Consider the following 22,537-nt stretch of genomic DNA (forward strand, 5'->3'; position numbering starts at 1 on the left):
CGACTACATCGAAAATACCGGCAGACAATAATCTTTTGATTGACTGAAATGACGTGCTCGGCAATGGGATCGTGTGATGCGATGCGCCGCAGGACACCTCCTGCAAACGATCCTTCTTCGCGGCATGCCTAAAGCATCATCGGTGTTGTCGGCACGTTACCTGCGCCCTACCCGAATTCCGAGGTAACGCAGGATCAGCGTCCCGTACCGGCGGGCCCGGCCGCGGGCGGCTTGGACGTCCAGGTTGCGAGCGCGCGTGTGAGGTCGTCCGACACGTAGTGGGGGCCATCGAACAGATAGGTCGAATAGCCGCCATAAGCCAATAGCTGCTTGCTCAACTCTTCGGCGCTGGCAGAACGGAATCCCCCATGCTCGGCTGGCCGGAAGGCTTCGGCGATGACCCGCACGCGTCGTTTGCCCAGGCGCGCAGCCAGTGCGTCGAGGTAGGCGCGCGCGACGTACGGCTCGCGGGCATAGACACCGCAGCCGTCCTGGAAGAACACGCCTACGTCTGTCGGCAGCCACGATGCGAGCCAGTCTGCGAGCGCCTTTCCGCCGACATTGGTCTGGTCGTAGACACTCACCCACAGCGGACGAGGCAGTCGCTGCAGGATCTCGGCGAGCTTGGGCGCCTCCTGCCAGGTCGGATCGATTTCGACTGGAAAATAGTAGCCGGTGACATGCAGCGGGACCGGCACGCGCACCGCCTCCTCGGATAGATTCGCGAGCGTCGACAGGTGAGTACGTGCACGTTTTTCGTCCTGGTAGCCGGCCAGGCCCAGGATGACGTTCCTGGCCCACGGCTCACGACCGATGCGTTCCCAGTCGGGAAGGTTCGCCGCGGTACGGATGCGGGTCCCGGGGATATACGCGGTATCGTCGACGACGACCCACTGGACCAACAGATCCCGCACGCCGAGCATCTGCCAGTTTCCGGCCGGACGCGTCGTCGCGCTGTCCAGTTGCCAGACGATTCCGCCGGCGTGAACGTCGTGCGCGGTCCAGCTGCACGCGGCCACCGCAAGCGATGCGCCGATGGCCGCGAGCGTCGCCACCCGCGGCGAATGCCGCGCGCCGGCGCGTCGGCGCAATCGGCCTGACCACCTGAACCGGCCCATGTGCTGTCGAATCTTGCGCAAAGCCGGTATGGCATACGCGGTCATCGCTGGCTCCCCGGAAGCACGCTCGCGCATCATCGTAGCCGATCAAACGCAAGCGTGCGACCCGCATTTTCGATGCGGGTCGCACGAGGCTGCCGCCACGCTCGTCTCACTTGGCAGTCGTGCCGTCTACCCACTTGTAGCCGAGATTCGTAATGCCGGTGACCAGACTCTGGAAGTCCTGGTAGGCCGGCAATCCGAGATCGGGCTCAAGCCAGTACGGATGGAAGAAGAAGGACGCGAAACCGTCCCGCACCGCCAAACCATATTGAGCATTGGTGACGATTTGCTGCCATGTGTACGTGATACACGAGAACGGGTCGATATTGCAGATGTTGTACTGGACACTGCCCAGGTTCTCCGGAATGATCCGCTGCCCGTAGTAATCGGAGTTGATGATGTACGGGAAGAACTGCCCGGCCGAAAAGTCCTGGTTGGGCGCCCCCGTTCCGAGTTGCGGCTTGGTCGCGGTGTAGTAGACGGCCCGCTGGAACGTCGTCGGGAACGTGAGGGCTGTGGCCGCCGCTGCCAACGGCGACACCTGGTACTGCGGCGCAGCCCAACCGACGATCTTGTAGCCGTTGGTCGTGAACTCGGCGATGCCCTCGGCCATTCTGCCTTCCGCCCATTGAATGGAGTCCTCATCGACGGGACGGTTCTGGACCGCATACCAGAACTCATAGTCGCTGCCGCTGACCGCAGTGAGAAGATTCGGCGTCGAATCGTACTGGTGCGTAAGGCCGTGCATCACGATCGAGCCGCCGCGCGCTATCGCGTAGTTCAGCGAACTCTTGAGGCCCGTCGCCTGCGCAAGATGGATCGTCTCCGGGACGCCGCCGGTGTAATAGCCGTTCGGATCCGTATACACGGGAATGGTGGCCATCGTGAACGGGATCCTCTTCGAATACAGATAATTCGTGAGCAATTTCATCGAACTCGTCGTTGTATACGCGTCGAGGTCCTCCAGACGGACGAGCGCACGGTGATTCACCGGTGCATTGGTCTGCAGAATGTCGTGCAGGATGTCGCATATCACCAGGTATCGATCCGTCGGGCCGATGTAGGAAAACGGCATATCCGCGAAATACCAGAACTTGCCCGAGCGCATGATGTATGGCGTGGTCGCCCCATTCGTGCTGTTCTTGATGGTGACGAGCGCTTGCGCCTTGGTGGCATCGACGACCTGGGTCAGCCCGACATCCGGGTCCGCGTTGATGGCGCCGGTTGAAGCGTTATACGCGTAGTACTTGACCATCGACAGGTTCTTGTACGTGACCGTGTCGTAGAAACCGGGGTTCGGATTGCTTGACGAAGGCGTCGCGTTCAACCCGGCAATGCCTTGAAAGCTGAACCCGAAGGTCTGGTTGAAGGTGTACGCCGTGTTCCATGCCAGCTGCCACAAGTTGTATTTGAACCAGACCACGGTCTTCGTGGCGGTCATCACGTCGCTCATGAACGCCGTCGGAATCGGGTTGTTGTAGTAGTCGCCGATGTAGAACGTGACGTCGTGGTTCGCCACCATCCCGGACGTGTAGTTCTGTATCGGAACCAGGTCGACCGTCGCATTGAAATGGCCCAGCAGGTTCCTCAACATGATGCTGTACATCAGGCCAAGCTTCGAATACGGGTCGTTGGCCGGGTTGTCGTACAGCACGAGCGTATGTGCCGTGGTAGCCTGCGCGTGCGCCGTGCCCGGCAACGTCATTTGCGCGAGTCCGGCAAGCAGGGCTATGACAAGCAAGATCTTTTTCATGACCGTTTCTCCCTAGTCACGTTGCACGTTGCCACCGGCTTTCTTGACGGATTTCAAGTTGAACTTGGGGCGCCCCGTCTCCTTGTATGCCTTCTCCCAATCCTCGTCGGACATGCCCGGCTTCACGTTGACCTGAGCAGAGCCGTTCGGCAACGGAGGTGGTTTGATCTTTACGGCAGATGAATTGCTTTTCTCCTGCGTATTCGCATCCTGAGCAGCGACGCCGAATACGAGTACTGAAATTAATGTGACGAGTGATCCGACGACGCTCAGCCCACGCCTAAAAGATTGATCGTGACGAGAAGCCATGATTTTCATCCTTTGATATGCAAATTAAGCCCATCTCATAAACGAAACGAGCACGGCAATATGCCATGCAGAATCGGGGTGTTATGTCGTTATTTTTTATGCGTGCTTGCTGCCAGCAGAAAATCCGGGATCGGATAGTTTTGTTTTCAAGCTAAAAACGTACCATCCGTCGCAAATGGGCACAGGGCAAAGGCATCGAAATTGACGCGCCAGGCGATCCGGATTTGTTTCAAAAAAACGTTTCACGCGTGCAACACGGCCGGCGTCACGTGCTGTCGTCCGGAAAACGAGTGAAATCCGTTCGGATGATTCAGGAAAATCCAGTTCGTCGGTGCGCCACCCGGAAATCGCCCCGGATGACTCGTCCATGGAACGGCAACCGGCGAACCGGGTTTCCTGGTTCAAAGAGGATCTTTCCGGTCGGTGCCCGCGGGAATCGCGAGACGAACTCCCGGCAACGGCAGCCCTGGACCTGTATCAGGTCTGAAAAGTTACCTTTCATCAGATCAAGTGACCAGGCGTTTCAGCACTGAAACATTTGGCTCGGTTTCGTGGGGCCGATCGCGTGCGGCGCGCCGCGGCGCCCTGAAGGTCAAGGGTGGCACAGCAATGGCGCATGATTTGCTTGATGGGCTGTGTATCGAGACGATGGTGCCCGGGGAGCACGGCGAAAAAGCGAGATCGAGCGGCTGCAAGCGTCGATGGTGCGGGGTTCATCCGTGCTGGAGACAGCGGTAGGCAAGCGAACAACCCGCTTTCAAAAGTCGTCCACTGAACACGTTGCATTTTTAAGGATGTTACGCGATCGCATCGGGAAGGCTCCGGGTCTGACCGAGCCTTTTACGAGCGAATACAGTTTCCGTGGCGCAAGCCACGGAGTGGAAGTGACGGGGTCGACGAGGATGGAGAAACATATTCGTCCAGCGTCGGTATGAGGGAGACGCGTCTCCATAAGAGAAAATCGCGGAAAAATGATGGAAAATACAATATGGATTGCATATTTATATGCATTCGACATTATTGCCATTGTGACCGCAATCGTCATCTTGGTAAGCACGCTGGATGACCTTACGTTGGACGTCTATTATTGGTCAGGCGAGATCGGGCGAATTCTGCGTCACGAAAAATCGCAGACTATCGATATCGCGATGCTGCGCGCGCAGGAAGAGCGCCATCTGGCGCTGATGGTGCCGGCCTGGAAGGAATATGACGTGATCGCCAAAATGATTGAAAACACATTGGCGACCCTCGAGTACGAGCGATATGTCATCTTCGTCGGAACCTATCACAACGACGCCGAAACCACGGCAGAGGTCGAACGGATGGTCCGCCGGTATCCAGGCCGGGTGACGCGCGTGACGGTCATGAACGACGGGCCGACCTGCAAGGCGGACTGCCTGAACTGGATCGTCGAAGCCATTCTGCGCTACGAAGCGACGCATCGTATTCAGTTCGCGGGCGTCGTGATGCACGACTGCGAAGATGTCATTCATCCAGTCGAACTCAAATACCTCAGCCATGCCATTGCCGACAGCGACCTGGTCCAGCTTCCGGTTCTGTCGTTGCCGCGGAAATGGAACGAGTTCGTGGCCGGATGCTATATGGACGATTTCAGCGAGACGCACCAGAAGGACATGCCGGCGCGAGCCCGCCTGACCGGCATCGTCCCGGGTGCGGGCGTTGCGTCTTGCTACAGCAGGCGCGCCATCGAAGCGGCAATGAAGGAACGCGACGGCTGTCCGTTCAACACCAGTTCGCTGACCGAGGACTATGACTTCAGCTTTCGGTTGAGGGATCTGGGCATGAAGGAAACCTTTGCCCGCTTTCCGCTTTCGAATATCGCACAAGATGCGGGAGCCGAGCGTGCAAATGGCGGCACCAATCAAAACCTGCTGGCCACGCGCGAGTATTTTCCAAAGACATTTCGCACCGCCTATCGGCAGCGTGCACGCTGGATCCTCGGCATCTCCTTTCAGGGCTGGGAGCAACTCGGCTGGAAAGGCGATTTCCTCACCCGCTACATGTTCTTCCACGACCGCAAGGGTATCGTTACGTCGCTTTTTTCGGTGATTGCCTATGGTGTCCTGATCAACTTCGTCACGATTGCCGCCCTTCATAAATTCGGTCATGTTGCCCCCGTCAGCGCCTCGCTCGTCATGGTGGGCGACTGGATCAATCCGCTGCTCTGGGTGAACACCGTCATGCTGCTTGCTCGCGCCGGGCAGCGCTACTACTTTGTCAGCAAGCTGAATGGTCCGGTCCAGGGGCTGCTGTCAATTCCGCGGATGCTCGTCAACAACCTGATCAATTTCTATGCGGTATGTCGCGCGTGGCGCATCTATATCGGCCACCTGACAAACGGCAAGCCGATCGCCTGGGACAAGACCAGCCATACCTACCTGTCCAACGAAGCGCTTGGCAAAGCACGCCGCAAGGTTGGCGAGATCCTGGTCGGTTGGGGCGTGGTCACACCAGGGCAATTGCAGGAAAGCCTCGAGAAGCAACTGACATGCGGCAAACGGCTGGGCGAACTGTTGGTCGAAGATAGCGCGATATCCACCGAATCGCTGGCGGATGCGCTCGCCGAGCAAGCGGATCTCCCCCGCGTGAGCCTGGGCAATGTGGCGGTCGGCCACTTCGCGTACTCGCTGGCATTCGAGCTGCAGTACGCGTATCGGGCCGTCCCGTTTTCGACTGCGGACGACGGCACGCTGAACGTTGCGGTCGGGCGGCCACTCACGAAAGACGAACAGGACATCGTGCGGCGCGGCGCCAAAACGAACGTCGCCTATTTCATTGCCTGCGATATGGAGATTGCAGCCGAACTCGCTCGACACTCGCGCTTTGTCGAGCTCGCACGAGTCCGCGGCGGCGATGAAGCAACGCCGCAGGCATCCGTAGCGATAAAGCCGTTGGGAGAACAAGCATGAAACGCTCGCGACTCCCGATCACGATCGGCTTCAAGCGCTGCGCCCGGTTGAGCGTATTGGCGATCGCCGTGTCGTTGGCCTGGCAGGCTCCGGCATGCGCCGAGCGGCCGCTCGCCCCCAAAGCCTATCGGCTCGCCGACGGCGCATACAAGGCGATCAGCGCCGGCGACCTGCCCCGCGCGGAAGAGTATGCGCTGCGCGCCCTCAAGATTCAGCCCGGAAGCGAACAACTCGGGCTGCTGCTCCTCGATGTACTCAAGCGGGAAGGAAAAATCGACGAAGCCGACGCGATGGTGGAATCGCTGAGAACCCGTTTTCCGAAAAGCGCGGCGGTACTGGCGGAGCATGGCTACCTGGCACAGAGGCAGATGCGTTACGACGTGGCGTGCAGCGACTTCTCGGCCGCCGTCGCGACCGGAAAATGGAGCAAGGAGCAGCAGCGCAACCTGCGTCTCGCGTGGTCGGACAGCGCGCTCGCCGCCAATCGCCTGCATGAAGCCGGCGTTGCGCTGGCACCGCTGGCAGACGAACAATCGGCCGTGATTCAGTTACGTATCGCGCAGTTGAGCCTGATGTCGGGCGATCGCGAAAGCGCGATCCGCGTGGCGGACCTGGCAGCCAGCAACGCGTCGACGGACGGCGAGCGGAAGATGGCCGCGTCGATCGCGGCGCAGGCACGGCAGCCCGTCGATCCGCCGCAAGCGCCCGTGGACAATACCGCGCGACAGAAGCTGCAGGAGGCCTACGACCTCCTGCGCGAACACAAGGATCGCGAGGCGCTCGACGCATTCCAGGAGGGTTTCGACGGCGGGGCCGGCAACGCGATGAACTACGCGGACGCAGGCTATGCGGCCAAGCGTATCGGCTTGAACGAGCAGTCCGTTGAACTGTTCGAGCATAGTCTCGACGCCGATGAAAACGAACACGCCTTCGATGCGCAACACAAGTTCGGCTATCGGCGAGAAGTCGAGCAACTGCAGCGCACCTGGGGTTTCGTGCTGAGCGCGCCCTACCAGTCGGCCGCGTTCGGTCCGCAAGGCACCATCAGCGTGTTGCAGCCGGGTATCGAGGCGTACTGGCAGCCACCGAAGATCGGCTACCAGAACGGACGCATTCTCCAGTTCTTCGTGCGCGGATACGGCACGGCATACGACGGGACAGGCAACGTGACCGGCATGCCGACCGTGCAGGGTTCGGTGGGGGTGCGCTACAAGCCGCTGCCCGACCAGAACGTCGTGATGACCGCCGAGCGGCTTTTCCACATCGGCAGCCTGTCGATGACGGACTGGCTGATGCGCCTGGGCTATTCGTCGGAAGCGGGCACCGACCTGAGGGTCACCGAACCGAGCTGGCGTAGCTGGCAGGCCTATGTCGAAGGTGCGTACTTCATCAAGGCAGGCCGATACATCATCTATTCGGAGTTGCGTTACGGACACACCTGGCGTCTGCCGATGCTCAGCGACCGGCTGACCGTCTACCCGCATGCCGCGGTTGCCGGCGATCACGACAACCGCCAGCCGGACAAGACCGCAATCGGTGCGGGGCCCGGCATCCAGTTTCGGTACTGGTTTCGCGAAGGCAGGTATAGCGCACCGGCAAGCTATCTGGATGTCACGGTGCAATACAGGTTTCCATTGACGTCAGCGGCACGCGCACGTGGTCTCGTGGTACGCGCGACATTGTGGTTCTAACCAGCGACGCTGACGCTTGCGCGCGGACGGCGCGATCAGTTGGGCGATTTAAGCGTGATGATCGTTTGACGCAGCAACTGGAAGTAGGAGCTCGTCGAGTACGGGAGCATCTCTTCGACGTAGTTCCACCAGAAGAAACCTCCGATGAAACGCGGGTCGGTCATGCTGTTGACCATCGGGTAATAGGTTGTGATCAGGTTCTGCTGCACCGAGGCCGGCGCGGCGGTATCCGAGGTACCGATTTCGCCGAAGCCGACCTTCGCGTTCGGGAAAATGCTTTCGAGCGCCGCGAAATCGTTCTTCCACGACGGATTCAGCCCCGGGCAATCCTGGTACGGGTAGTAGCTGAACAGCGCGTAGTCGGCCTGCTGGCGAACCGTCGACGGCAGGAACGTCGTCGGCCAGGTCTTCCAGTAATCCTGGGGCTTCGCCCAGCAGTTGTTGCCCTTGCTGTCATCGTTGTAGTACAGCGTGATGGCTGTCTTGCCGCCGTTCGATTTCACGATCGTGTTCGCCGCGGCGACCATCTGGCCGATCTGCTGTTCTTCCGAATTGACCACGGAGTTCGTGCCGTTCGGGTCGTTGCGCAGCCATTCGCCGTTGATTTCGTTGGCGATCTCCCACACGTCGACGGTGTTCTTCAACTGCGACACCAGCTCCTGCGTTCTCGCTTTATACGTCGCGAGATCCGTCGGGAAATAGTACGAATCGTAGACTTCGCCCATCACGTATGCGACCGCGTGCAGGCGCAACAACGGTGCGTAGTAGTCGGCGGCCGACGTACCCGGATCGAACACGACACGCACGGTCGGCCGGTACGGCAGGTTCTGCAGCGACGCGACGATCGCATCGAGGTTGGTCAGGTCGTCGAGCGTCACGCCGTAGACCGGATTCTTCAGAGGTTCGACCTGAGCCTGGGCGGACTGCGATAAAGGTAACAGCCCGGCAACAGCAACGCACGCGGCAACGGCCGTGCGCGAGAAATGTTTCGTCAGCTTTTTCAAAACGTCTTTCCGTCCAAAAGTAAGAAGAAGCGCGATTTTAGACGAAAATAAAAGGTAATTATCTGACGATATCGGCAACACAATGCGCGGCGCCGCGAGGCCGACATCTAATGCGGGCGCGCGAACGCCGTGCCGGAGAAGCTGCCCCGCGATGCTGTCGAGAGACAAACGCAGTTCGTTGCCGCTCATTCCTCGCAATGGAAAAACCGCGGCTATCCGCTGATATTGCGCGGCAAGTGCGCCGATCTTGTCGTGCATGCGCGTTCACGAGCTTAGCGACCATCTTGCATACGCCAGCACCTCGAGGTGCGCACGATCCGCGAGGCCGTCGGCTAAATGCAGCGCTCTGGAATCGCCGAACATTTGTACGGATAGCCAACGATACGCGTCGCGATAGCCTCCGACTCCCGCGTTGATCAAATCGAGCTGCATGGCGGTCACACGAAGCAGCGCCGAACAACCAACGATCGATGGGAAAACCCGGACATCTTTGAGGACATTGGCCCGCCCTACACGATTCGAACGTGTGACCTACGGCTTAGAAGGCCGAAAAATGGTGGCATTTATCGATGTTGATCAATTTTCATAAATCCCGTGAATCTATCGCCAGATAAGGCTGACAGACCAATCCGGCCGTCCCGTGATGTTGACCCGAATTGATTGATTTGCCTAGAATCGGGTTACATGACGGTTACATGGGGTGCGCGACGGCATGCGCAACCCGTCTTACAGAAACGAGGCGATGGCTAAGGTCAACTTCACGGCGGCGCGCGTCAACGGGCATAGTTGCCCCCCCGATAAATCCCAAGCGTTCATCTGGGATTCGGGGGCGACCGGCCTTGGTCTGCGTGCAACGGTTGCCGGCACTCGCACCTATGTCTGGCAAGGCAAGCTCAATGGAGCGACTATTCGCGTCACGATAGGGGCGCCAAAGGATTGGGGGATTGATGACGCGCGGGACGAAGCTCGCCGCCTGAAGCGTATGGCCGATAGCGGCAAAGACCCTCGCGAGGAAGCCGCCGAGCAGCGGGCTGCCGCCGAGCAACGCAGGCTGGAAGCGCTCCGGCAGGACGTTACAGTCGGTGAAGCATGGGCCGAATATCTGAAGGCGAATCAGGGCAAGTGGAGCGAGCGCCACTACGCCGACCATGAGAGGCTGGCCCACGCTGGCGGCGAGCCGAAAAAACGCGGCAAAGGTGTAACCGTTGCGGGTCCGATGGCCGCGCTTATGTCGTTGAAGCTGTCAAACCTGACCGCCGACACCGTTGCCGCATGGCTCGAAACCGAATCGCAAACGCGTCCGACGAATGCCGAGCAGTCTTACCGGAAACTCAGGGCCTTCATCCGCTGGTGCAACGACAAACCGATATATGCGGGTTTGGTTCCGACGAACGCATACGCATCGCGCGCCGTACGCGCTGTCGTACCTCGTACCAATGCCAAAGGTGATTGCCTGCAGCGCGAGCAGCTACCCGCATGGTTTGCAGCCGTACGCCAGATTAGAAACCCGGTCATCAGCGCCTACCTGCAAGCCCTGCTACTGACCGGCGCGCGCCGCGAGGAGATGGCGGGGCTCCGTTGGGAGAATGTGGACTTCCAGTGGCGCAGCCTTCACATTGCGGACAAGGTGGAGACGGAAACGGGCCGCGTCATCCCACTCACCACGTACCTCGCGAGTGTCCTGCGGGAACTCCAGCGCTTGAACAATACCCCGCCGAATGTTCGGCAATTGCGCGAGCTGAACGCAAAAGGCGAATCGTGGTCGCCCTCCCCTTGGGTGTTCCCTAGTAATAAATCGGCAGACGGGAAAATCGCAGAGCCGCGCATAGCGCACAATCAAGCGCTTGCGGCAGCGAGCCTACCCCACATGAGCCTACACGGCCTTCGGCGTTCGTTCGGCACGCTTTCCGAGTGGGTGGAGTGCCCGGTCGGTGTAGTGGCTCAAATTCAGGGCCACAAACCATCAGCGATCGCCGAAAAACACTACCGTCGGCGCCCGCTCGACCTTCTACGCTTATGGCACGAACGCATCGAGGGATGGATGTTGGCACAGGCGGGCGTGGTGTTTGAGGCTAGCGGCCCGCAACCGGGATTGCAGGCCGTGAAGTAATGAATTCAGCGGCCGCGCATCCATCGCGTGCGGCCGTCACTGTTTGCTCCCGCCTAGTCTTAGCGGGCGAAGAGCCGGACACCTTCGCCGGCTCGGCGGGGGAATCCCAACGAAGGGCGCTTGAAGGGCGCAAATGGTCGACACCAATCTAATACTACTGGCGACTGCCGCTGAACATTTCGCTCGGCTGCAATGGCCGGATAATGCATCGCGAGACGACGCCATTTCGTACTTGGAACGGATTGGAGCATCTGAGGCCGCATACACGCCAGTCTACGCCGCGCGGCTGCTAACCGAGGACCGAATTCATGAGCAGATTAAAGTGCTTTGCAAGGTGGCGCGCCTAACGCTATACGATCCCGCAGCGCAACAGCCCACCATCGACGTGCAGAACGCGCTGGTAAGCGCCCTGGACCTCGCGCAACTCCTTGCCGAGGGTGTTGTGCTCAGCAACAGCGTCGAACGCGAACTAAGCGCCCGTGCGGCTGCATGGAAAGGCACCGACGAATTCGAACGCCGTTTGCTTGATCTTCATGAGAAAGGGGTTACTCGCCCCCTGCACCTTCATGAATGGTTCAAACGCGATAACTGGACACCGCGCGAGGCCATGCCGCTGCTCCTCGGACTTGAGCCGGAGCATGACTGGTTCGCACTTGCTAATGAATCGGGAACCGACGTCACCATCGTAAGCGCGCGCTGGCTAGATGGCTCGCTCGTATGTCTCGACGGCTGGCGTAACGCAAATGTCTTTCAGCGCGAGATTGCCCCCGATCCGAGTGATGCCGTTCCGGACGACATGCCACTCACCTCGCTGAATTTGCTCGACATGTCCGTGAGGCTGAGTCAGATGATGGCGATATTGGACAGCGGCGACCATCCGCCGCGGAACCCACCTGCCTACTATCTCGAATGGGCGGCGAAAAAGGGCTTTGATGTTCCCTGGCTCGCATGGGCTGAAAGCCAGGGACTGATTGCTCCGCGCGCAGTCGGACGGGAAGTAGCAGGAGCGCCACCAACCGAGGCGCTGACAGCCAATGCAGCCGCAACCAATGGCGAAGGGTGGAAAGCGCAGGCAAGGGAAATAGCCGACGAGTGCTTTGACCGTGACACCACGAATAGCTGCCGGGATAGCCTGGCGGGCTATTCGAAGCGCGTCATGGAAGAGATGCAAAAACGCGGCATCAACGGGCCCCGTGGACGAATCGACAACCCGAACACGATTCAGCGCGAGGCGCTCCAAGGAAAGAAATGGTGGGCCGGCAAGGCCAAGTAATATTCCGAGGAACGCGGGGAATCCGGGGAACGCATTCCCCGTCAATTCCCCGGCATTGACGAATCATGCTGAGAGCCAGCGCCCATAAGGGTTTGCTGGCTTTTTCATTTGTGCTTGGCGGGGAAATTCCCCGGCAATGAAGTGGAAACACCATCAACGATAAGGGTGTTTCTTATGCAGACAATCAATCCCCTGGCAAACCGGGTCGGCTTCCCCGAGGTCCTGCCGACCGACGAAGCCGCCGCCGTAATCAATCGCAAGCCGCAAACCCTGCGCAAATGGGCCTGCCTCGAGAATGGCCCGATTCGTCCGGTGCGCATCAATGGGCGCCTGGCGTGGAAAGTCTCCGACCTGCAATCGCTGCTGAACGGGGGGCGCAAGTGAAAAACGCCCGACCCAGCAAAGCCGAATCGAGCGCCGTCGAACAGCGCGAGTTTACCGCACTCATCCTCAACGAGTCACGCAGCGAGCCCCGTGTCGACAGCCGAGTACTCGCCCAGCATTTGGGGAATTCTCATCAACACGTGCGCGAGTTGCTCGAGAGCTATTCGAGCGACTTCGAAGCGCTAGGGGTTTTCCGGTTTGAAACCGGGAAACCTCCCCGCGGCTCGCTCGGTGGCCGCCCCGAGCGCTACGCGCTGCTGAACGAAGACCAGTGCTACTTGCTGCTGACCTACAGCCGGAACACTGATCGCGTGCGTGCGTTGAAATTGCGCCTGGTGATCGCGTTCCGCGATGCCAGGAGCCGCCAGGCTCTCCACGACGGCGTGTATCTGCCGAGCTACCACGCCCTGCACGACGAGGTGGCCGAGATGGCTCGGCGAGCGCACGAGGCCGGGAGCGTGGCCGGTGACGAAGTGTTCCACTGCAATGTCAACAAGCTTGCCAACAAGGTTTGCGGCTTGCGAGCCGGCGAACGCCGATCGTTGAATCCAACCAAGCGGGCAATCCTGACGGCCACGCAGGAGGTAATCCGCGCGTCGCTGCAGCGTTCGATGGGCGCCGGCGACGATCACCGCGGTGCCTACCGCGCAGCCAAGCAGGCTGCGGAGGAATACGCCTCTATGGCTGGCCGTCTGCTCGGGGGCGCGCAATGAGCCACTCCGCCGAATTCCTCGACCTGCGTCGCTCTGATTCGGAGCGCCTCCGCGTAACCGTGGGTGAGTACCGCGGCCGCGTCCTCGTTGATCTCCGGATCTGGTTCGCCGCTGAACACGGCGAATGGAAACCCGGCCGTGCCGGTGTCTCGCTGCGTCCCGACCAGGTCGGCGAAGTCATGCAGGCACTCCGCTTGGCTGCGCAAGCAGCCGATCCGGCGGGGATGCGCTGATGGCAAATCAAAAAAAATCGGTCTTGACATGTAGGGCTTTTGGGCCTACCTTGTGCATCAGCGGCTGCGCTCTCGCGCGGCCCACCACAGCCGAGAGGATCCGACAAATGACGTACCCGTTCTGGGAGGCCTTGGGCCGCCCTATCTCCCATGCGATATACCCCACCGACTCCCAGCGATCTGGAGCAGTTGAAGCAAACCCTGCAGCTCAGCAGCGCGCAGATGGCGGATCTGTTCGGCGTGCAGGGTGGGCGACAATGGCGGAAGTACACGGGTGGAGAGACTCCGCGCGAAATCAGTCCGCACATTTTGTTCTTCGCGATGGCTCGGCTGGAGCTGGATGCGAAGACACTCGACCGGATCTTGAATCGGATGCGCGACGTCGGCGCGACGATCGACCTGGACAGCGAGTAACCGCCGGCGGGGCGTTCACCGCCACCGTCCCGACCCAATCGGTCGATCAGTTCGACCTTATACCGAGCGCCTGGCGCACCGGCCGACACGCGAAACCGACGCTGAACGTCAGCCCGGATCTGTTTGCGATTGCCGGCACCCGTGCCGCTGAAAACTGGTTGGCGACTCACCCGACGGCTCGCCCGAACCAATGGTGTCGGTCGACTTTCGACAATCTCGTCGCCGGCCTCGGCCGCATCCCCTCCTACGCCGATTGCCTCGCGGCCTTCGAACGTTCGTTCAAGCGTCGCATCGAAGCTGCCTCCCACACTGACCGTAAAGCTGCGGAGGTGCGCGCATGACCTCGTCAATTCTCGAAATTGTCCGCGCATCGCTGCGCGATTCGGCAGGCGCTGAACAATCCGTTGCCGCCAGCCTGCAATTTCCGATTTTCGTTCGTGCCGGATCTCGGGCAGCCGAGCTTTGGCTTGGGCAGTCCGCGCGGAGCATGGCTGACTTCCGTGATCACCGCTTCGCGAACCTGTTAGGTGGCTTGGCGCCGGCGCCTTCCGATGAGGATCGCCGGACTGCCTTCAATGTCGCATTCGCACGTCGCATTGCTACAGCAATCGTTCACGGTGAGGTGGCCCATGTTTAACGTTGCAGCAGTTCATCCGGCTGCACCATTCGCGTCGACGACCCTCCAGCAACTCGAGCAACTCGAAGCGATGTTCCATGCGATCCGCAGCGAGCTGGAGTCGGATTGCTACGCCTATCACCTGGCCAATCTCGGGCAAGAGATCGCGAGCAGCTACGTGGCCGCAATGGATAAAGTCGTTCAGATGGAGGTTCACCATGTCTAAGAGACAACCTGATGCAGCCGGCCTGCTCACCTTCTTTTGGGACCGCTTCGATGCGACCGTAGCAACTGATGAGGAGCTGGAGTATCTGTCCAGTGCTTCAGGCGAAGTTGCGCACGCGGCGTGGACACTCAGCTCACACATATCCGGGATTGGTGGTCTGATCGAGCGCGACCGTGGCTTCGAAGGCAAACCGCAGTGCGGCGAGCTCCAGGATGCCGACCAAGCGGCACTTCTTTATCGCATCGCCGGCGAGCTCGAGGCAATTGGCCATCTCGCCTACATCGGAAGCGAGTCGGATTCCGTGCTCCGCACTCGAAGGGCTGAGAAGCTCGCGGCAGGCAAATCTCGTCGTGTACGGATCCCTGAGCAGTCCTCAACGCTCGAGGAGGTTTGATGAGCGTTGCAGAAAAAGAACGTATCCGCGCGGCACTAAGCCACGTGCCAGCAGATGACCGCGATACGTGGGTCCAGATGGGTATGGCTATCAAGGCCGAGCTCGGCGAAGCTGGATTCGACTTCTGGGACGACTGGTCGCGTTCGGCGTCGAGCTACAGCGAAGCCGATGCGAAATCGGTCTGGAAATCGTTTCGCTCGGGCGGCATCACGATCGCCAGTCTGTTCAAACGAGCGATCGAGCATGGCTACCGTGAAAGCGAGCCCACGACCGCGCTGTCGGCCGACGAGCGCGAACGCCGCCGAGTTGAACGTGATCGCGAAGCGGCTACCGCCGCCGAGATCCACCAACGCGCCCAGGCGGAGGCGGCCACCAAGGCTCGCAATCTTTGGGAGAAGGCCGGGACCGTTCATGCGGACCACGCCTACGTCCGCACGAAGCGCATCAAACCCTACGGCGCTAAGCAACTGCGCGATCAGCTTGTCGTCAAGCTGCAGGACATTGACGGCGAGCACCACTCCGCGCAATACATCCGGCCGGACGGTCACAAAGCCTTTCAGACCGATGGCCGAATCAGCGGGTGCTTCGTCGCGGTCAGTGTCGGAGTCAAGCCGACTGGCAAGACACCGCTGCTGATCTGCGAAGGCTATGCGACGGCCTGCTCACTTCACGAAGCAACCGGCTATCCCGTCGCTGCGGCTATGAACGCCGGTAACCTGCCGAACGTCGCGCGCGCCTGGCGCGAAAAACATCCCGAGCTGCGCATCGTGCTCTGTGCTGATGACGACACGGAGACGGCCGGTAATCCGGGCATGAGCAAGGCAACCGAGGCAGCGCGCGCGATCGGTGCCTTACTGGCCGTGCCTGACTTCGGTAAAGACCGCCCTGGACACGCATCGGATTTCAATGACCTGTACTGCCTCGCCGGGCTCGAGGCGGTGCGACGCTGCGTCGACGCGGCGACTGCGCCGGAAGATGCCACCGCTCCGAAGAAGCGCACTGCGCCGACCGTCAACCTGTCCTGCGCGGCCGACATTGTGCCGGAGCCGATTCACTGGCTCTGGCCTGGCTGGCTGCCTGCCGGCAAGCTCTCAATCCTCGCCGGGCAACCTGGGTGCGGAAAGACGACCATCGCCATTTCGCTGTCGTCTGCCATCTCCAACGGCGCAGAGTGGCCGGACGGTACACGCTGCAAAGCGCCGGGGAACATTTTGATCTGGACCGGAGAAGACGGGCTCGCCGATACGCTCGTCCCTCGCCTCATGGCAGCCGGCGCTGATCTCAGGCGCGTTTTCTTCGTGGAGTCGATCACGAATGAGGCGGGCGGGCTCCAGCCATTCGATCCAAGCCGCGATGTTCCCATTCTGGCCGAGCGCGTCGAGCAGATTGGCGGTGCAAGCATGCTTGTCGTCGATCCGATCATCAGTGTGGTGAACGGCGACTCTCACAAGTCCGGCGATGTTCGGAAATCGCTTCAGCCGCTGATCGACCTCGGAGCTGCCCACGGCTGCGCAATCCTCGGTATCACGCACTTCTCGAAGGGCTCGAAGGGCTCATCGCCGACCGAGCGCATTCTTGGCTCGCAGGCGTTCGGCGCCGCCGCGCGGATGATTCTTGTGGCCGGCAAGGATGACACGTCCGACCGCCGGATCTTCGCCAAGTCGAAATGCAATATCGCCGGCGATTCCGGGGGGTTCGAGTATGCGATCGAAACGCTCGACGCTCAGGATGGTCTCGCATCAAGCCGAATCGCATGGGGCGAACCTCTCGACGGCTCGGCGCGCGAGATCCTCCGCGAACTGGAGGCCGATGACCAGGACACCGACGAGCAGAGCGAGCGCGAATCGAAGTTCGAGCGTGCGCGCTGCATGCTTTACGAATGGCTAACTCCTTTCATGAGCACCAAGGAGATGAAAGCGGCGGCCCAGGCCGAAGGCGTGAGCTGGCGCATGGTGGAGGCTGCTAAGGCCGCCGAGGTGAAGGCTGGCAATAAAATCCGGGCCGTGAAGCATGGCAAGGATTGGGGCTGGATTTGGGATAATTACGACGCCAAGTACGGTGATTCAACTCCGCAGTCGCAGATCGTCTCAAGTCCGCAAGGAATTCAAGTCCGCAAAGACGATTGCGGAGTTGAATCCCTTATCCAGAAAGGCTCAGAAGCCAAGTCCGCAAGTCCGCAGTCGGTTGACGGAGTTGCCGGCATTGTCGCCACATGTCCGCAATCCCCCGTCAACTCCGTACACTCAGGAAATCATTGCGGAGTTGCGGACTTGACGGCAAACCCTTACTCATCAAGGGAATCAACTCCGCAATCAAGTCCGCAGCCCTCCTTAGACTGCGGACTTGACGGTGATGTTGCGGCGGCGGCCGAACTGGAGGACGACGTATGAGCATTGTTGCGATTTTGAGCAAAGCCAGATCGCTGGGCATACGTCTGAGCGTCGCGGGAGATGTTGTGAAAATGAAGGGGCCGCCCGATGCAATCGCAGCAATCAAGCCCGAGATCGCCGCGCGCAAGCCGGAGATCATGGCATACCTGCTCGCCGCCACGGATGGCGGTCAGCAAATCCCGGCCGACTGCATTGGTGCGTTGTGCTCTTCGGATGGCGCCCTGTATTTGCCGTGGATGCCTGCCCTCGATCCGGAACAGCTGCAATCGATGCAACGGGAGCTATTCGACGTCGTCGACGAGCTCGCGCGGCTTGAGCGCTGGCCCGACGATGATTACGACATCGTCATCGGAGCAATCGAACGCCAACCTCCCTCGACGTTGCGCCCGGATCTTGCACACTTCCGTGAGCGGCTTCGGGTTGCTCGAATCGAAGCGGAAGCCAGGCAGGCAGCGAGCCGGCGAGCGTGGAGATTCGATCGATGATCTCCATCAACACGCGCTGCTACGGGTCGGCGACCAGGGGGAGCTTCCTCTGCTTGACGGCATGGGATCATATGCGGATGCGGCAGAGCACCGCTCGACGCGACATACAACCAGGGGGTAAATGATGATCGACGGCTTGGTAAGTGGCCGCCTCTACGGCGAAGCCCAGATCGGGACAGGACAGAATGGAAAGCGATTCGTGACCTGCAAGGTGCGCGCGACTGCCGGCGACGGTGAAACGCTGTTCGTGAACGTGATCGCGTTCAACGACGACGTGCAGACCGCATTGCTTGCTCTCGGAGACGCGGATAGCGTATCGCTCTCAGGCGCGCTCACGCCAAAGGTCTGGACTGACAAGAATGGCACCGTGAAGCCGGCGCTCGATATGGTTGCTCACGGGCTTCTGACGGCGTACCACGTGCAGCGCAAGCGGAAGGCAGTTCATCCACCCGCGTCGGACGGGCAACCGGTGGCTGGCACGGACGACGATCTTTGAGGGCGGGCACATGAACTTCTATAAGCTCAAGGAGGCCGCGGCGGCGATCGCTGCAGAGCTCTACCCCGCTGACGCTACCGACGACAGCAATGATCCGCACGCGGACGTCGAGCGTTGCTATCTCGCTGCGCTTCAAGACGCCGTCTGCACAAACGAAATCGTCTATCGCGACCCGGAAACGCGCTTGCCCATGCATCGCACCGGTCTCGAGGCCAGCCTCGCCGCACACTCATGCATCGTCAGCCAATACGACCTGAATGTGTGGCTGCAGGGGAAAGGCGTCGGTATCCAAATTCATTCGTCGTCTCCGGAAACCTACGCCGATGACTCCAGCGCCTCGACTGCGCCTGGTGACGCGTCAACTCCGCTCGATACCGCTGAATCCGAAGGGCCGATCAGCGCGCAGCTGGCCGCGGCTCTCGGTCCGTATCTGACCGAAGGGCGCGACCAAGAAACTCTGAAGGCCATGTTCAATGACGTTCGTGGTCGACCAAAGCTTGCCCGATACCGAAAAATGGCTCGGCTTGGCGCGCGCAATATCGCGACTTGGGAGGTCCCCGGCCTGGTGCTGCACTTGATTAAGGAAGGGTATATGACGTGGGAGCGTGCGAAAGACGCGCTCACCGAGCACTACCCGCAGCATCTAGACATACTGGACGGTCTTGGCCCCCAGGAAGAAGTGACTGCTGCCACGTGGATCCCTCGTGGTATCGGTTAATCGCGGCACGCGCGCGTCGCCACCTATAACAAACCTCGCCCTCCAATCCGCACTACGGTGACCGTACGGTCGCGCCACCGCTCTCACCGTATCTAGACTCCCTCTCGTCATCTCGGCAATCGAACCGATGCCCTCTTCCGGCATCGGCGATCGCCACACCGAGAGGGATTTATGAAACGCACCAACCAGAACGCAGCCGCGGTCCCCGCACCGAAGTTCGATCTGTCGATCGACGCCAAAACATTGAGTGAGCTGCGCGAGCTCCTCGATCAGCGCAAGAAGCTCGATGACGCCGTGAACAGCGCCCCTGCTGACATCGTGGCGGCAGAGGTGGAGCTTGCCGGTCTGCGCCAACAATTCGCTGCGCTCGAAGCAGATGTCGTGTTGGTCGACGACGCCAAGCTGCCCTCCCTGCAGAAAGAGATCGCGAAGCTCGCGGGCACGATCGACGACAAGGATCTTTCCATTCGCCGCATGAGGGCGCGTCTCGATGCGCTCGAGGCACGCGCTCCCGAACTCGACAACAAGATCGACCTCGCGATCGGATATGTGCGCGTCGAGGCCAGCATGGCAGCGCAGGACCTCCAAGTCGAACTGGCTGAGACGCTGCGCAGCAAGGTCGAGGAGGTGCAGATGATCTATGCGCAGGTGCGCGCGCTGAATCGCCTGGTACCGATGCCGCGAACGAGCGATTTCCTCATCAGCGCATACGTGCCCGACCTCGAAAGCTGCATGCGGGTCAACACTGGAACCGGGCACTACGATGCGGCCCCCAACCTTCTCGCGATCACCAACGCCGATACAGAATCGGCTGAATCCGAAATCGCCGAGACGATGAAGCTGATCGCTGATGCCCTCATCGCGGCCCGCAGCCATCGTCCGTATGTCCAGCTCGCCAAGCGCCCGAAGCCGTATGTCGTAAAGGGCGCGTGGGACGGCCCGGGAGGCCGTACGGAACGACCGGAAGGACCCCAAGAACCGCCATTGCGAATGAAAACTATGGAAGAGGCGCGTGCCGAACCCTACGAAATCAAGGGCGATTCGAGCGGTTTCCGGACGTGGAAGCAAGCTCAAGAAATGAATATGGCTGCGGCGGTCACCGATGCGCAACAGTCATCTGAGCAATAAGGATGGATGTCCACCGGCACGCGATCTTATCGGTAAGAAAGTGATGAGTCACATCACCACGAAGTCACCGAATCATCGTGCGACCGCGGATCATTAAAGGAGCATAGCTTTGACTTACGTTTCAATTCCCCCGCTCAATGAGCAATGGCACGCTGGCGGCTTCCTCGTCTCCCAAGGCGAAGGGCGCCGCTCAATGAATCGAGTGACCATCACAGGCGGCGCAAAGCTCTATCCGGGCACCGTGCTCGGACAGCAGACGATCGGCGGCAATCCCATCGGTACCGCCGCGGCGCTCGGCACGAACACCGGTAACGGAACGATCGGCGCAATCACTATCGCGACGGGCACTTCGCCGGGCGTGTTCACCGTCGAGTTCGACGACGCTACTCACTTCGTTGTGTCCTCGCCGGCTGGCGCCGAGATCGGCCACGGAGTCGCGGGCACCCCGTTCAGCGCTGGTGGAATCAGCTTCACGATCACCGCAGGCGGAACGGCATTCGCGCCGGCCGACAGCTTCACCCTGACCGTCGCGACATCGTCACCATCCATGAAGTATGTCCCTGTCACATCGACCGCAACAGATGGCTCGCAGATCGCCGTCGCCATTCTCTACGGGATCGCTGACGCATCCGAAGGTGACGTGAATGCTGCAGTTGTGGCTCGGGACGCCGAATTTAATGCCTCGGAACTTCTCTGGGATCCCTCAATGAATCCCGTAAACCAGGCAACAGCCCTCAACCAACTCGCGAAGCAAGGCCTGATTAGGCGGTAAGTGCGAAGCCCCGGCCGGCGGTGGGCATACTCAGAAAAACACCGGCATCTGCCGACGCTCGTGGAAGCGGGCAGCCTCTCCTGATTCTCGTCGATCAGGTCCAACTCGCGGCGGGCGGTAGAACCCTCTCATTAAACTCAGGAGTTTCGAAGTTGCCATGAAGAAAATCATCTCATTCACCGCTACAGCGAGTATCGCGTTCGCCCTCCTCTGGACGTCTACCGCATATTCACAGTTCAGCCCCGGACAGGTCCTCACAGCCAGTCAACTGAACCAAGCGTTCTCGAACGTGCTCCCGCTGTCGGGAGGTGCGCTGACGGGTCCACTCACAGTGCCGACGCTGACAAGTACCAATGTTGCAATTACGGGCGGTGCGATCAATGGCACCGCAATCGGAGGCAGTGCTCCCAGCGCCGCTGCATTCACGACCATCAACACGGGCAGTGCGAGTGTGTCGGGGGCGCTTAGCGTCGCCGGAGCTGCTACGGCAACGTCGATCTCGATCCCGACGAGCTCAGGCACGAACCCGATCACGCTGGTAAATAATAATAACAATCAGATCGCATGGCCGTCCGGATCCTCGATCCAACTGAATGGATCTGGATCGATCCAGTTTGGCGGAAGCGTCAACGGAGCGTTGCTGTCGAACGACGGCGCACCGAACGATATTGTGATGGTCGGTCCCTCCAATTTAGCTGGCTACGATACCAACTTTGTTTTGTATCCTTCCCCGCAGGCCGGCGCATTTTTGGTAGTAAATCGAGTCGGCGGCCCCAATCAAGAGCAGTTCATTTTCGGCGCTCCGGACCCGGCAACCAATGCGAAATATCTGTTTTCTCAGGTGATCGACGGTGCCGGGCACTACCGGCCGGTCCAGTTCAATGGCGGCGCGATTGACGCATTTACGCTCACGACGAGCGGTAATGTTCAATTCGACAATCATGTTTCCGCAGCATCGTCGGCACTCGGAAACGTCACGATGTCAAATTGCGGAACGGGTGCGTCCGCCGCATTCGCGAATGACGTTCGCGGCACGCTGGTGATGGGAACGGGTAGCGTTACCTCGTGTACCGTGACCTTCAACCAGGCCTACGCGTCGACGCCGAGTTGCGTGATCACCGGGTTAGGATCTGGCACTGCCGTGCTGTCCATGTCAGCGCTGTCTACGGCGGGGTTCACGATCGCGTCATCCGCCGACATCAGTGGCAAGTACGTCACGTACATGTGCATGCAGTAACCATTCAGAACGATGCCATCCACGAATGGCTTTCAATTAAACGGCGGTCCGAACCCGCTGCAGCCCTTTCTTAATGCGGGGCTTCAAGGGTTCGACCGCGC

General features: G+C 60.2%; 23 protein-coding genes and 1 tRNA gene. 18 read left to right on the forward strand and 6 right to left on the reverse strand.

Translation table 11 applies throughout. The features are described 5' to 3' along the window. Positions 1-194: 194 nt before the first annotated feature. From JYG32_RS07545 to JYG32_RS07560, 4 genes are all read right to left on the reverse strand, one after another. Complete coding sequence (locus JYG32_RS07545; protein WP_213265174.1) at positions 195-1,163, reverse strand: hypothetical protein; 969 nt, start codon at positions 1,161-1,163, stop codon at positions 195-197. A gap of 106 nt (positions 1,164-1,269) precedes the next feature. Continuing rightward, positions 1,270-2,913, reverse strand: coding sequence for a DUF2334 domain-containing protein (locus JYG32_RS07550; protein WP_213265175.1), 1,644 nt, complete (start codon positions 2,911-2,913; stop codon positions 1,270-1,272). 12 nt (positions 2,914-2,925) lie between these two features. Continuing rightward, a complete protein-coding gene (locus tag JYG32_RS07555) occupies positions 2,926-3,222 on the reverse strand; it encodes a hypothetical protein (RefSeq protein ID WP_213265176.1) in 297 nt (98 codons plus the stop codon). Positions 3,223-3,318: 96 nt separating this feature from the next. Further along, positions 3,319-3,627, reverse strand: coding sequence for a hypothetical protein (locus JYG32_RS07560; RefSeq protein ID WP_213265177.1), 309 nt, complete (start codon positions 3,625-3,627; stop codon positions 3,319-3,321). Positions 3,628-4,196: 569 nt separating this feature from the next. Here JYG32_RS07560 and JYG32_RS07565 point away from each other — a divergent pair. Both JYG32_RS07565 and JYG32_RS07570 read left to right on the forward strand, forming a co-directional pair. Continuing rightward, positions 4,197-6,152, forward strand: coding sequence for a glycosyl transferase family protein (locus JYG32_RS07565; protein WP_249744612.1), 1,956 nt, complete (start codon positions 4,197-4,199; stop codon positions 6,150-6,152). Then, entirely contained in the window at positions 6,149-7,843 is a 1,695-nt protein-coding gene (locus JYG32_RS07570; protein ID WP_213265179.1) for an NfrA family protein, read from the forward strand. Before JYG32_RS07565 ends, JYG32_RS07570 begins: the two co-directional genes overlap by 4 nt. A 35-nt stretch (positions 7,844-7,878) precedes the next feature. Here the strand turns inward: JYG32_RS07570 and JYG32_RS07575 are convergent, their stop codons facing one another. After that, positions 7,879-8,847: a hypothetical protein gene (locus JYG32_RS07575; protein ID WP_213265400.1), complete on the reverse strand. Its 969-nt coding sequence runs from the start codon at positions 8,845-8,847 to the stop codon at positions 7,879-7,881. Between the two features lie 500 nt (positions 8,848-9,347). Beyond that, a tRNA-Ser gene (locus JYG32_RS07580) sits at positions 9,348-9,480 on the reverse strand. Between the two features lie 109 nt (positions 9,481-9,589). On the opposite strand from JYG32_RS07580, the gene JYG32_RS07585 reads away from it, so the two are divergent. The 16 genes from JYG32_RS07585 (at position 9,590) to JYG32_RS07660 (ending at position 22,436) form a co-directional block, all read left to right on the forward strand. Beyond that, complete coding sequence (locus JYG32_RS07585) at positions 9,590-10,957, forward strand: tyrosine-type recombinase/integrase (protein WP_213265180.1); 1,368 nt, start codon at positions 9,590-9,592, stop codon at positions 10,955-10,957. Positions 10,958-11,090: 133 nt separating this feature from the next. Beyond that, positions 11,091-12,230 carry a hypothetical protein gene (locus tag JYG32_RS07590; protein WP_213265181.1) on the forward strand — a complete coding sequence of 380 codons (1,140 nt, stop codon included), beginning with the start codon at positions 11,091-11,093 and terminating at the stop codon, positions 12,228-12,230. A 174-nt stretch (positions 12,231-12,404) separates the two neighbouring features. Continuing rightward, positions 12,405-12,614, forward strand: a complete 210-nt coding sequence (locus JYG32_RS07595; protein ID WP_213265182.1) for a DNA-binding protein — start codon at positions 12,405-12,407, stop codon at positions 12,612-12,614. Further along, complete coding sequence (locus JYG32_RS07600; protein WP_213265183.1) at positions 12,611-13,327, forward strand: Rha family transcriptional regulator; 717 nt, start codon at positions 12,611-12,613, stop codon at positions 13,325-13,327. Before JYG32_RS07595 ends, JYG32_RS07600 begins: the two co-directional genes overlap by 4 nt. Then, on the forward strand, positions 13,324-13,560 hold the full coding sequence (locus JYG32_RS07605; RefSeq protein WP_213265184.1) for a transcriptional coactivator p15/PC4 family protein: 237 nt from the start codon (positions 13,324-13,326) through the stop codon (positions 13,558-13,560). Before JYG32_RS07600 ends, JYG32_RS07605 begins: the two co-directional genes overlap by 4 nt. A gap of 150 nt (positions 13,561-13,710) precedes the next feature. Continuing rightward, on the forward strand, positions 13,711-13,974 hold the full coding sequence (locus tag JYG32_RS07610) for an XRE family transcriptional regulator (RefSeq protein ID WP_175887506.1): 264 nt from the start codon (positions 13,711-13,713) through the stop codon (positions 13,972-13,974). A 337-nt stretch (positions 13,975-14,311) separates the two neighbouring features. Next, positions 14,312-14,611: a hypothetical protein gene (locus JYG32_RS07615; RefSeq protein ID WP_213265185.1), complete on the forward strand. Its 300-nt coding sequence runs from the start codon at positions 14,312-14,314 to the stop codon at positions 14,609-14,611. After that, a complete protein-coding gene (locus JYG32_RS07620) occupies positions 14,604-14,816 on the forward strand; it encodes a hypothetical protein (protein WP_213265186.1) in 213 nt (70 codons plus the stop codon). The genes JYG32_RS07615 and JYG32_RS07620 overlap by 8 nt, the downstream gene beginning before the upstream one ends. Next, complete coding sequence (locus JYG32_RS07625) at positions 14,809-15,210, forward strand: hypothetical protein (RefSeq protein WP_213265187.1); 402 nt, start codon at positions 14,809-14,811, stop codon at positions 15,208-15,210. The genes JYG32_RS07620 and JYG32_RS07625 overlap by 8 nt, the downstream gene beginning before the upstream one ends. Then, positions 15,210-17,600 (forward strand): AAA family ATPase, encoded by a 2,391-nt coding sequence (locus JYG32_RS07630; RefSeq protein WP_213265188.1) that lies wholly within the window; start codon positions 15,210-15,212, stop codon positions 17,598-17,600. The genes JYG32_RS07625 and JYG32_RS07630 overlap by 1 nt, the downstream gene beginning before the upstream one ends. Then, complete coding sequence (locus JYG32_RS07635) at positions 17,597-18,085, forward strand: hypothetical protein (RefSeq protein WP_213265189.1); 489 nt, start codon at positions 17,597-17,599, stop codon at positions 18,083-18,085. Before JYG32_RS07630 ends, JYG32_RS07635 begins: the two co-directional genes overlap by 4 nt. A gap of 124 nt (positions 18,086-18,209) precedes the next feature. Continuing rightward, the gene (locus JYG32_RS07640; protein ID WP_213265401.1) at positions 18,210-18,581 is read left to right on the forward strand and encodes a single-stranded DNA-binding protein; all 372 of its coding nucleotides are present in this window, start codon (positions 18,210-18,212) and stop codon (positions 18,579-18,581) included. Between the two features lie 10 nt (positions 18,582-18,591). Next, a complete protein-coding gene (locus JYG32_RS07645) occupies positions 18,592-19,299 on the forward strand; it encodes a hypothetical protein (protein ID WP_213265190.1) in 708 nt (235 codons plus the stop codon). 171 nt (positions 19,300-19,470) lie between these two features. Further along, on the forward strand, positions 19,471-20,427 hold the full coding sequence (locus JYG32_RS07650) for a hypothetical protein (protein WP_213265191.1): 957 nt from the start codon (positions 19,471-19,473) through the stop codon (positions 20,425-20,427). 109 nt (positions 20,428-20,536) lie between these two features. Then, the gene (locus tag JYG32_RS07655; protein WP_213265192.1) at positions 20,537-21,199 is read left to right on the forward strand and encodes a head decoration protein; all 663 of its coding nucleotides are present in this window, start codon (positions 20,537-20,539) and stop codon (positions 21,197-21,199) included. 157 nt (positions 21,200-21,356) lie between these two features. Then, positions 21,357-22,436, forward strand: a complete 1,080-nt coding sequence (locus JYG32_RS07660; RefSeq protein ID WP_213265193.1) for a hypothetical protein — start codon at positions 21,357-21,359, stop codon at positions 22,434-22,436. Positions 22,437-22,537 lie beyond the last annotated feature (101 nt).

It is taken from the genome of Burkholderia pyrrocinia (assembly GCF_018417535.1).
GTDB lineage: Bacteria > Pseudomonadota > Gammaproteobacteria > Burkholderiales > Burkholderiaceae > Burkholderia > Burkholderia pyrrocinia_E.

Bases quoted from the DNA above. Each gene is read 5' to 3' on its own strand.
- JYG32_RS07645 (WP_213265190.1), top strand. From the start codon at position 18,592: ATGAACTTCTATAAGCTCAAGGAGGCCGCGGCGGCGATCGCTGCAGAG.
- JYG32_RS07570 (WP_213265179.1), top strand. From the start codon at position 6,149: ATGAAACGCTCGCGACTCCCGATCACGATCGGCTTCAAGCGCTGCGCC.
- JYG32_RS07620 (WP_213265186.1), top strand. From the start codon at position 14,604: ATGTTTAACGTTGCAGCAGTTCATCCGGCTGCACCATTCGCGTCGACG.
- JYG32_RS07545 (WP_213265174.1), bottom strand. From the start codon at position 1,163: ATGACCGCGTATGCCATACCGGCTTTGCGCAAGATTCGACAGCACATG.
- JYG32_RS07565 (WP_249744612.1), top strand. From the start codon at position 4,197: ATGGAAAATACAATATGGATTGCATATTTATATGCATTCGACATTATT.
- JYG32_RS07605 (WP_213265184.1), top strand. From the start codon at position 13,324: ATGAGCCACTCCGCCGAATTCCTCGACCTGCGTCGCTCTGATTCGGAG.
- JYG32_RS07590 (WP_213265181.1), top strand. From the start codon at position 11,091: ATGGTCGACACCAATCTAATACTACTGGCGACTGCCGCTGAACATTTC.
- JYG32_RS07660 (WP_213265193.1), top strand. From the start codon at position 21,357: ATGAAGAAAATCATCTCATTCACCGCTACAGCGAGTATCGCGTTCGCC.
- JYG32_RS07585 (WP_213265180.1), top strand. From the start codon at position 9,590: ATGGCTAAGGTCAACTTCACGGCGGCGCGCGTCAACGGGCATAGTTGC.
- JYG32_RS07615 (WP_213265185.1), top strand. From the start codon at position 14,312: ATGACCTCGTCAATTCTCGAAATTGTCCGCGCATCGCTGCGCGATTCG.
- JYG32_RS07555 (WP_213265176.1), bottom strand. From the start codon at position 3,222: ATGGCTTCTCGTCACGATCAATCTTTTAGGCGTGGGCTGAGCGTCGTC.
- JYG32_RS07640 (WP_213265401.1), top strand. From the start codon at position 18,210: ATGATCGACGGCTTGGTAAGTGGCCGCCTCTACGGCGAAGCCCAGATC.
- JYG32_RS07650 (WP_213265191.1), top strand. From the start codon at position 19,471: ATGAAACGCACCAACCAGAACGCAGCCGCGGTCCCCGCACCGAAGTTC.
- JYG32_RS07635 (WP_213265189.1), top strand. From the start codon at position 17,597: ATGAGCATTGTTGCGATTTTGAGCAAAGCCAGATCGCTGGGCATACGT.
- JYG32_RS07595 (WP_213265182.1), top strand. From the start codon at position 12,405: ATGCAGACAATCAATCCCCTGGCAAACCGGGTCGGCTTCCCCGAGGTC.
- JYG32_RS07630 (WP_213265188.1), top strand. From the start codon at position 15,210: ATGAGCGTTGCAGAAAAAGAACGTATCCGCGCGGCACTAAGCCACGTG.
- JYG32_RS07550 (WP_213265175.1), bottom strand. From the start codon at position 2,913: ATGAAAAAGATCTTGCTTGTCATAGCCCTGCTTGCCGGACTCGCGCAA.
- JYG32_RS07610 (WP_175887506.1), top strand. From the start codon at position 13,711: ATGCGATATACCCCACCGACTCCCAGCGATCTGGAGCAGTTGAAGCAA.
- JYG32_RS07625 (WP_213265187.1), top strand. From the start codon at position 14,809: ATGTCTAAGAGACAACCTGATGCAGCCGGCCTGCTCACCTTCTTTTGG.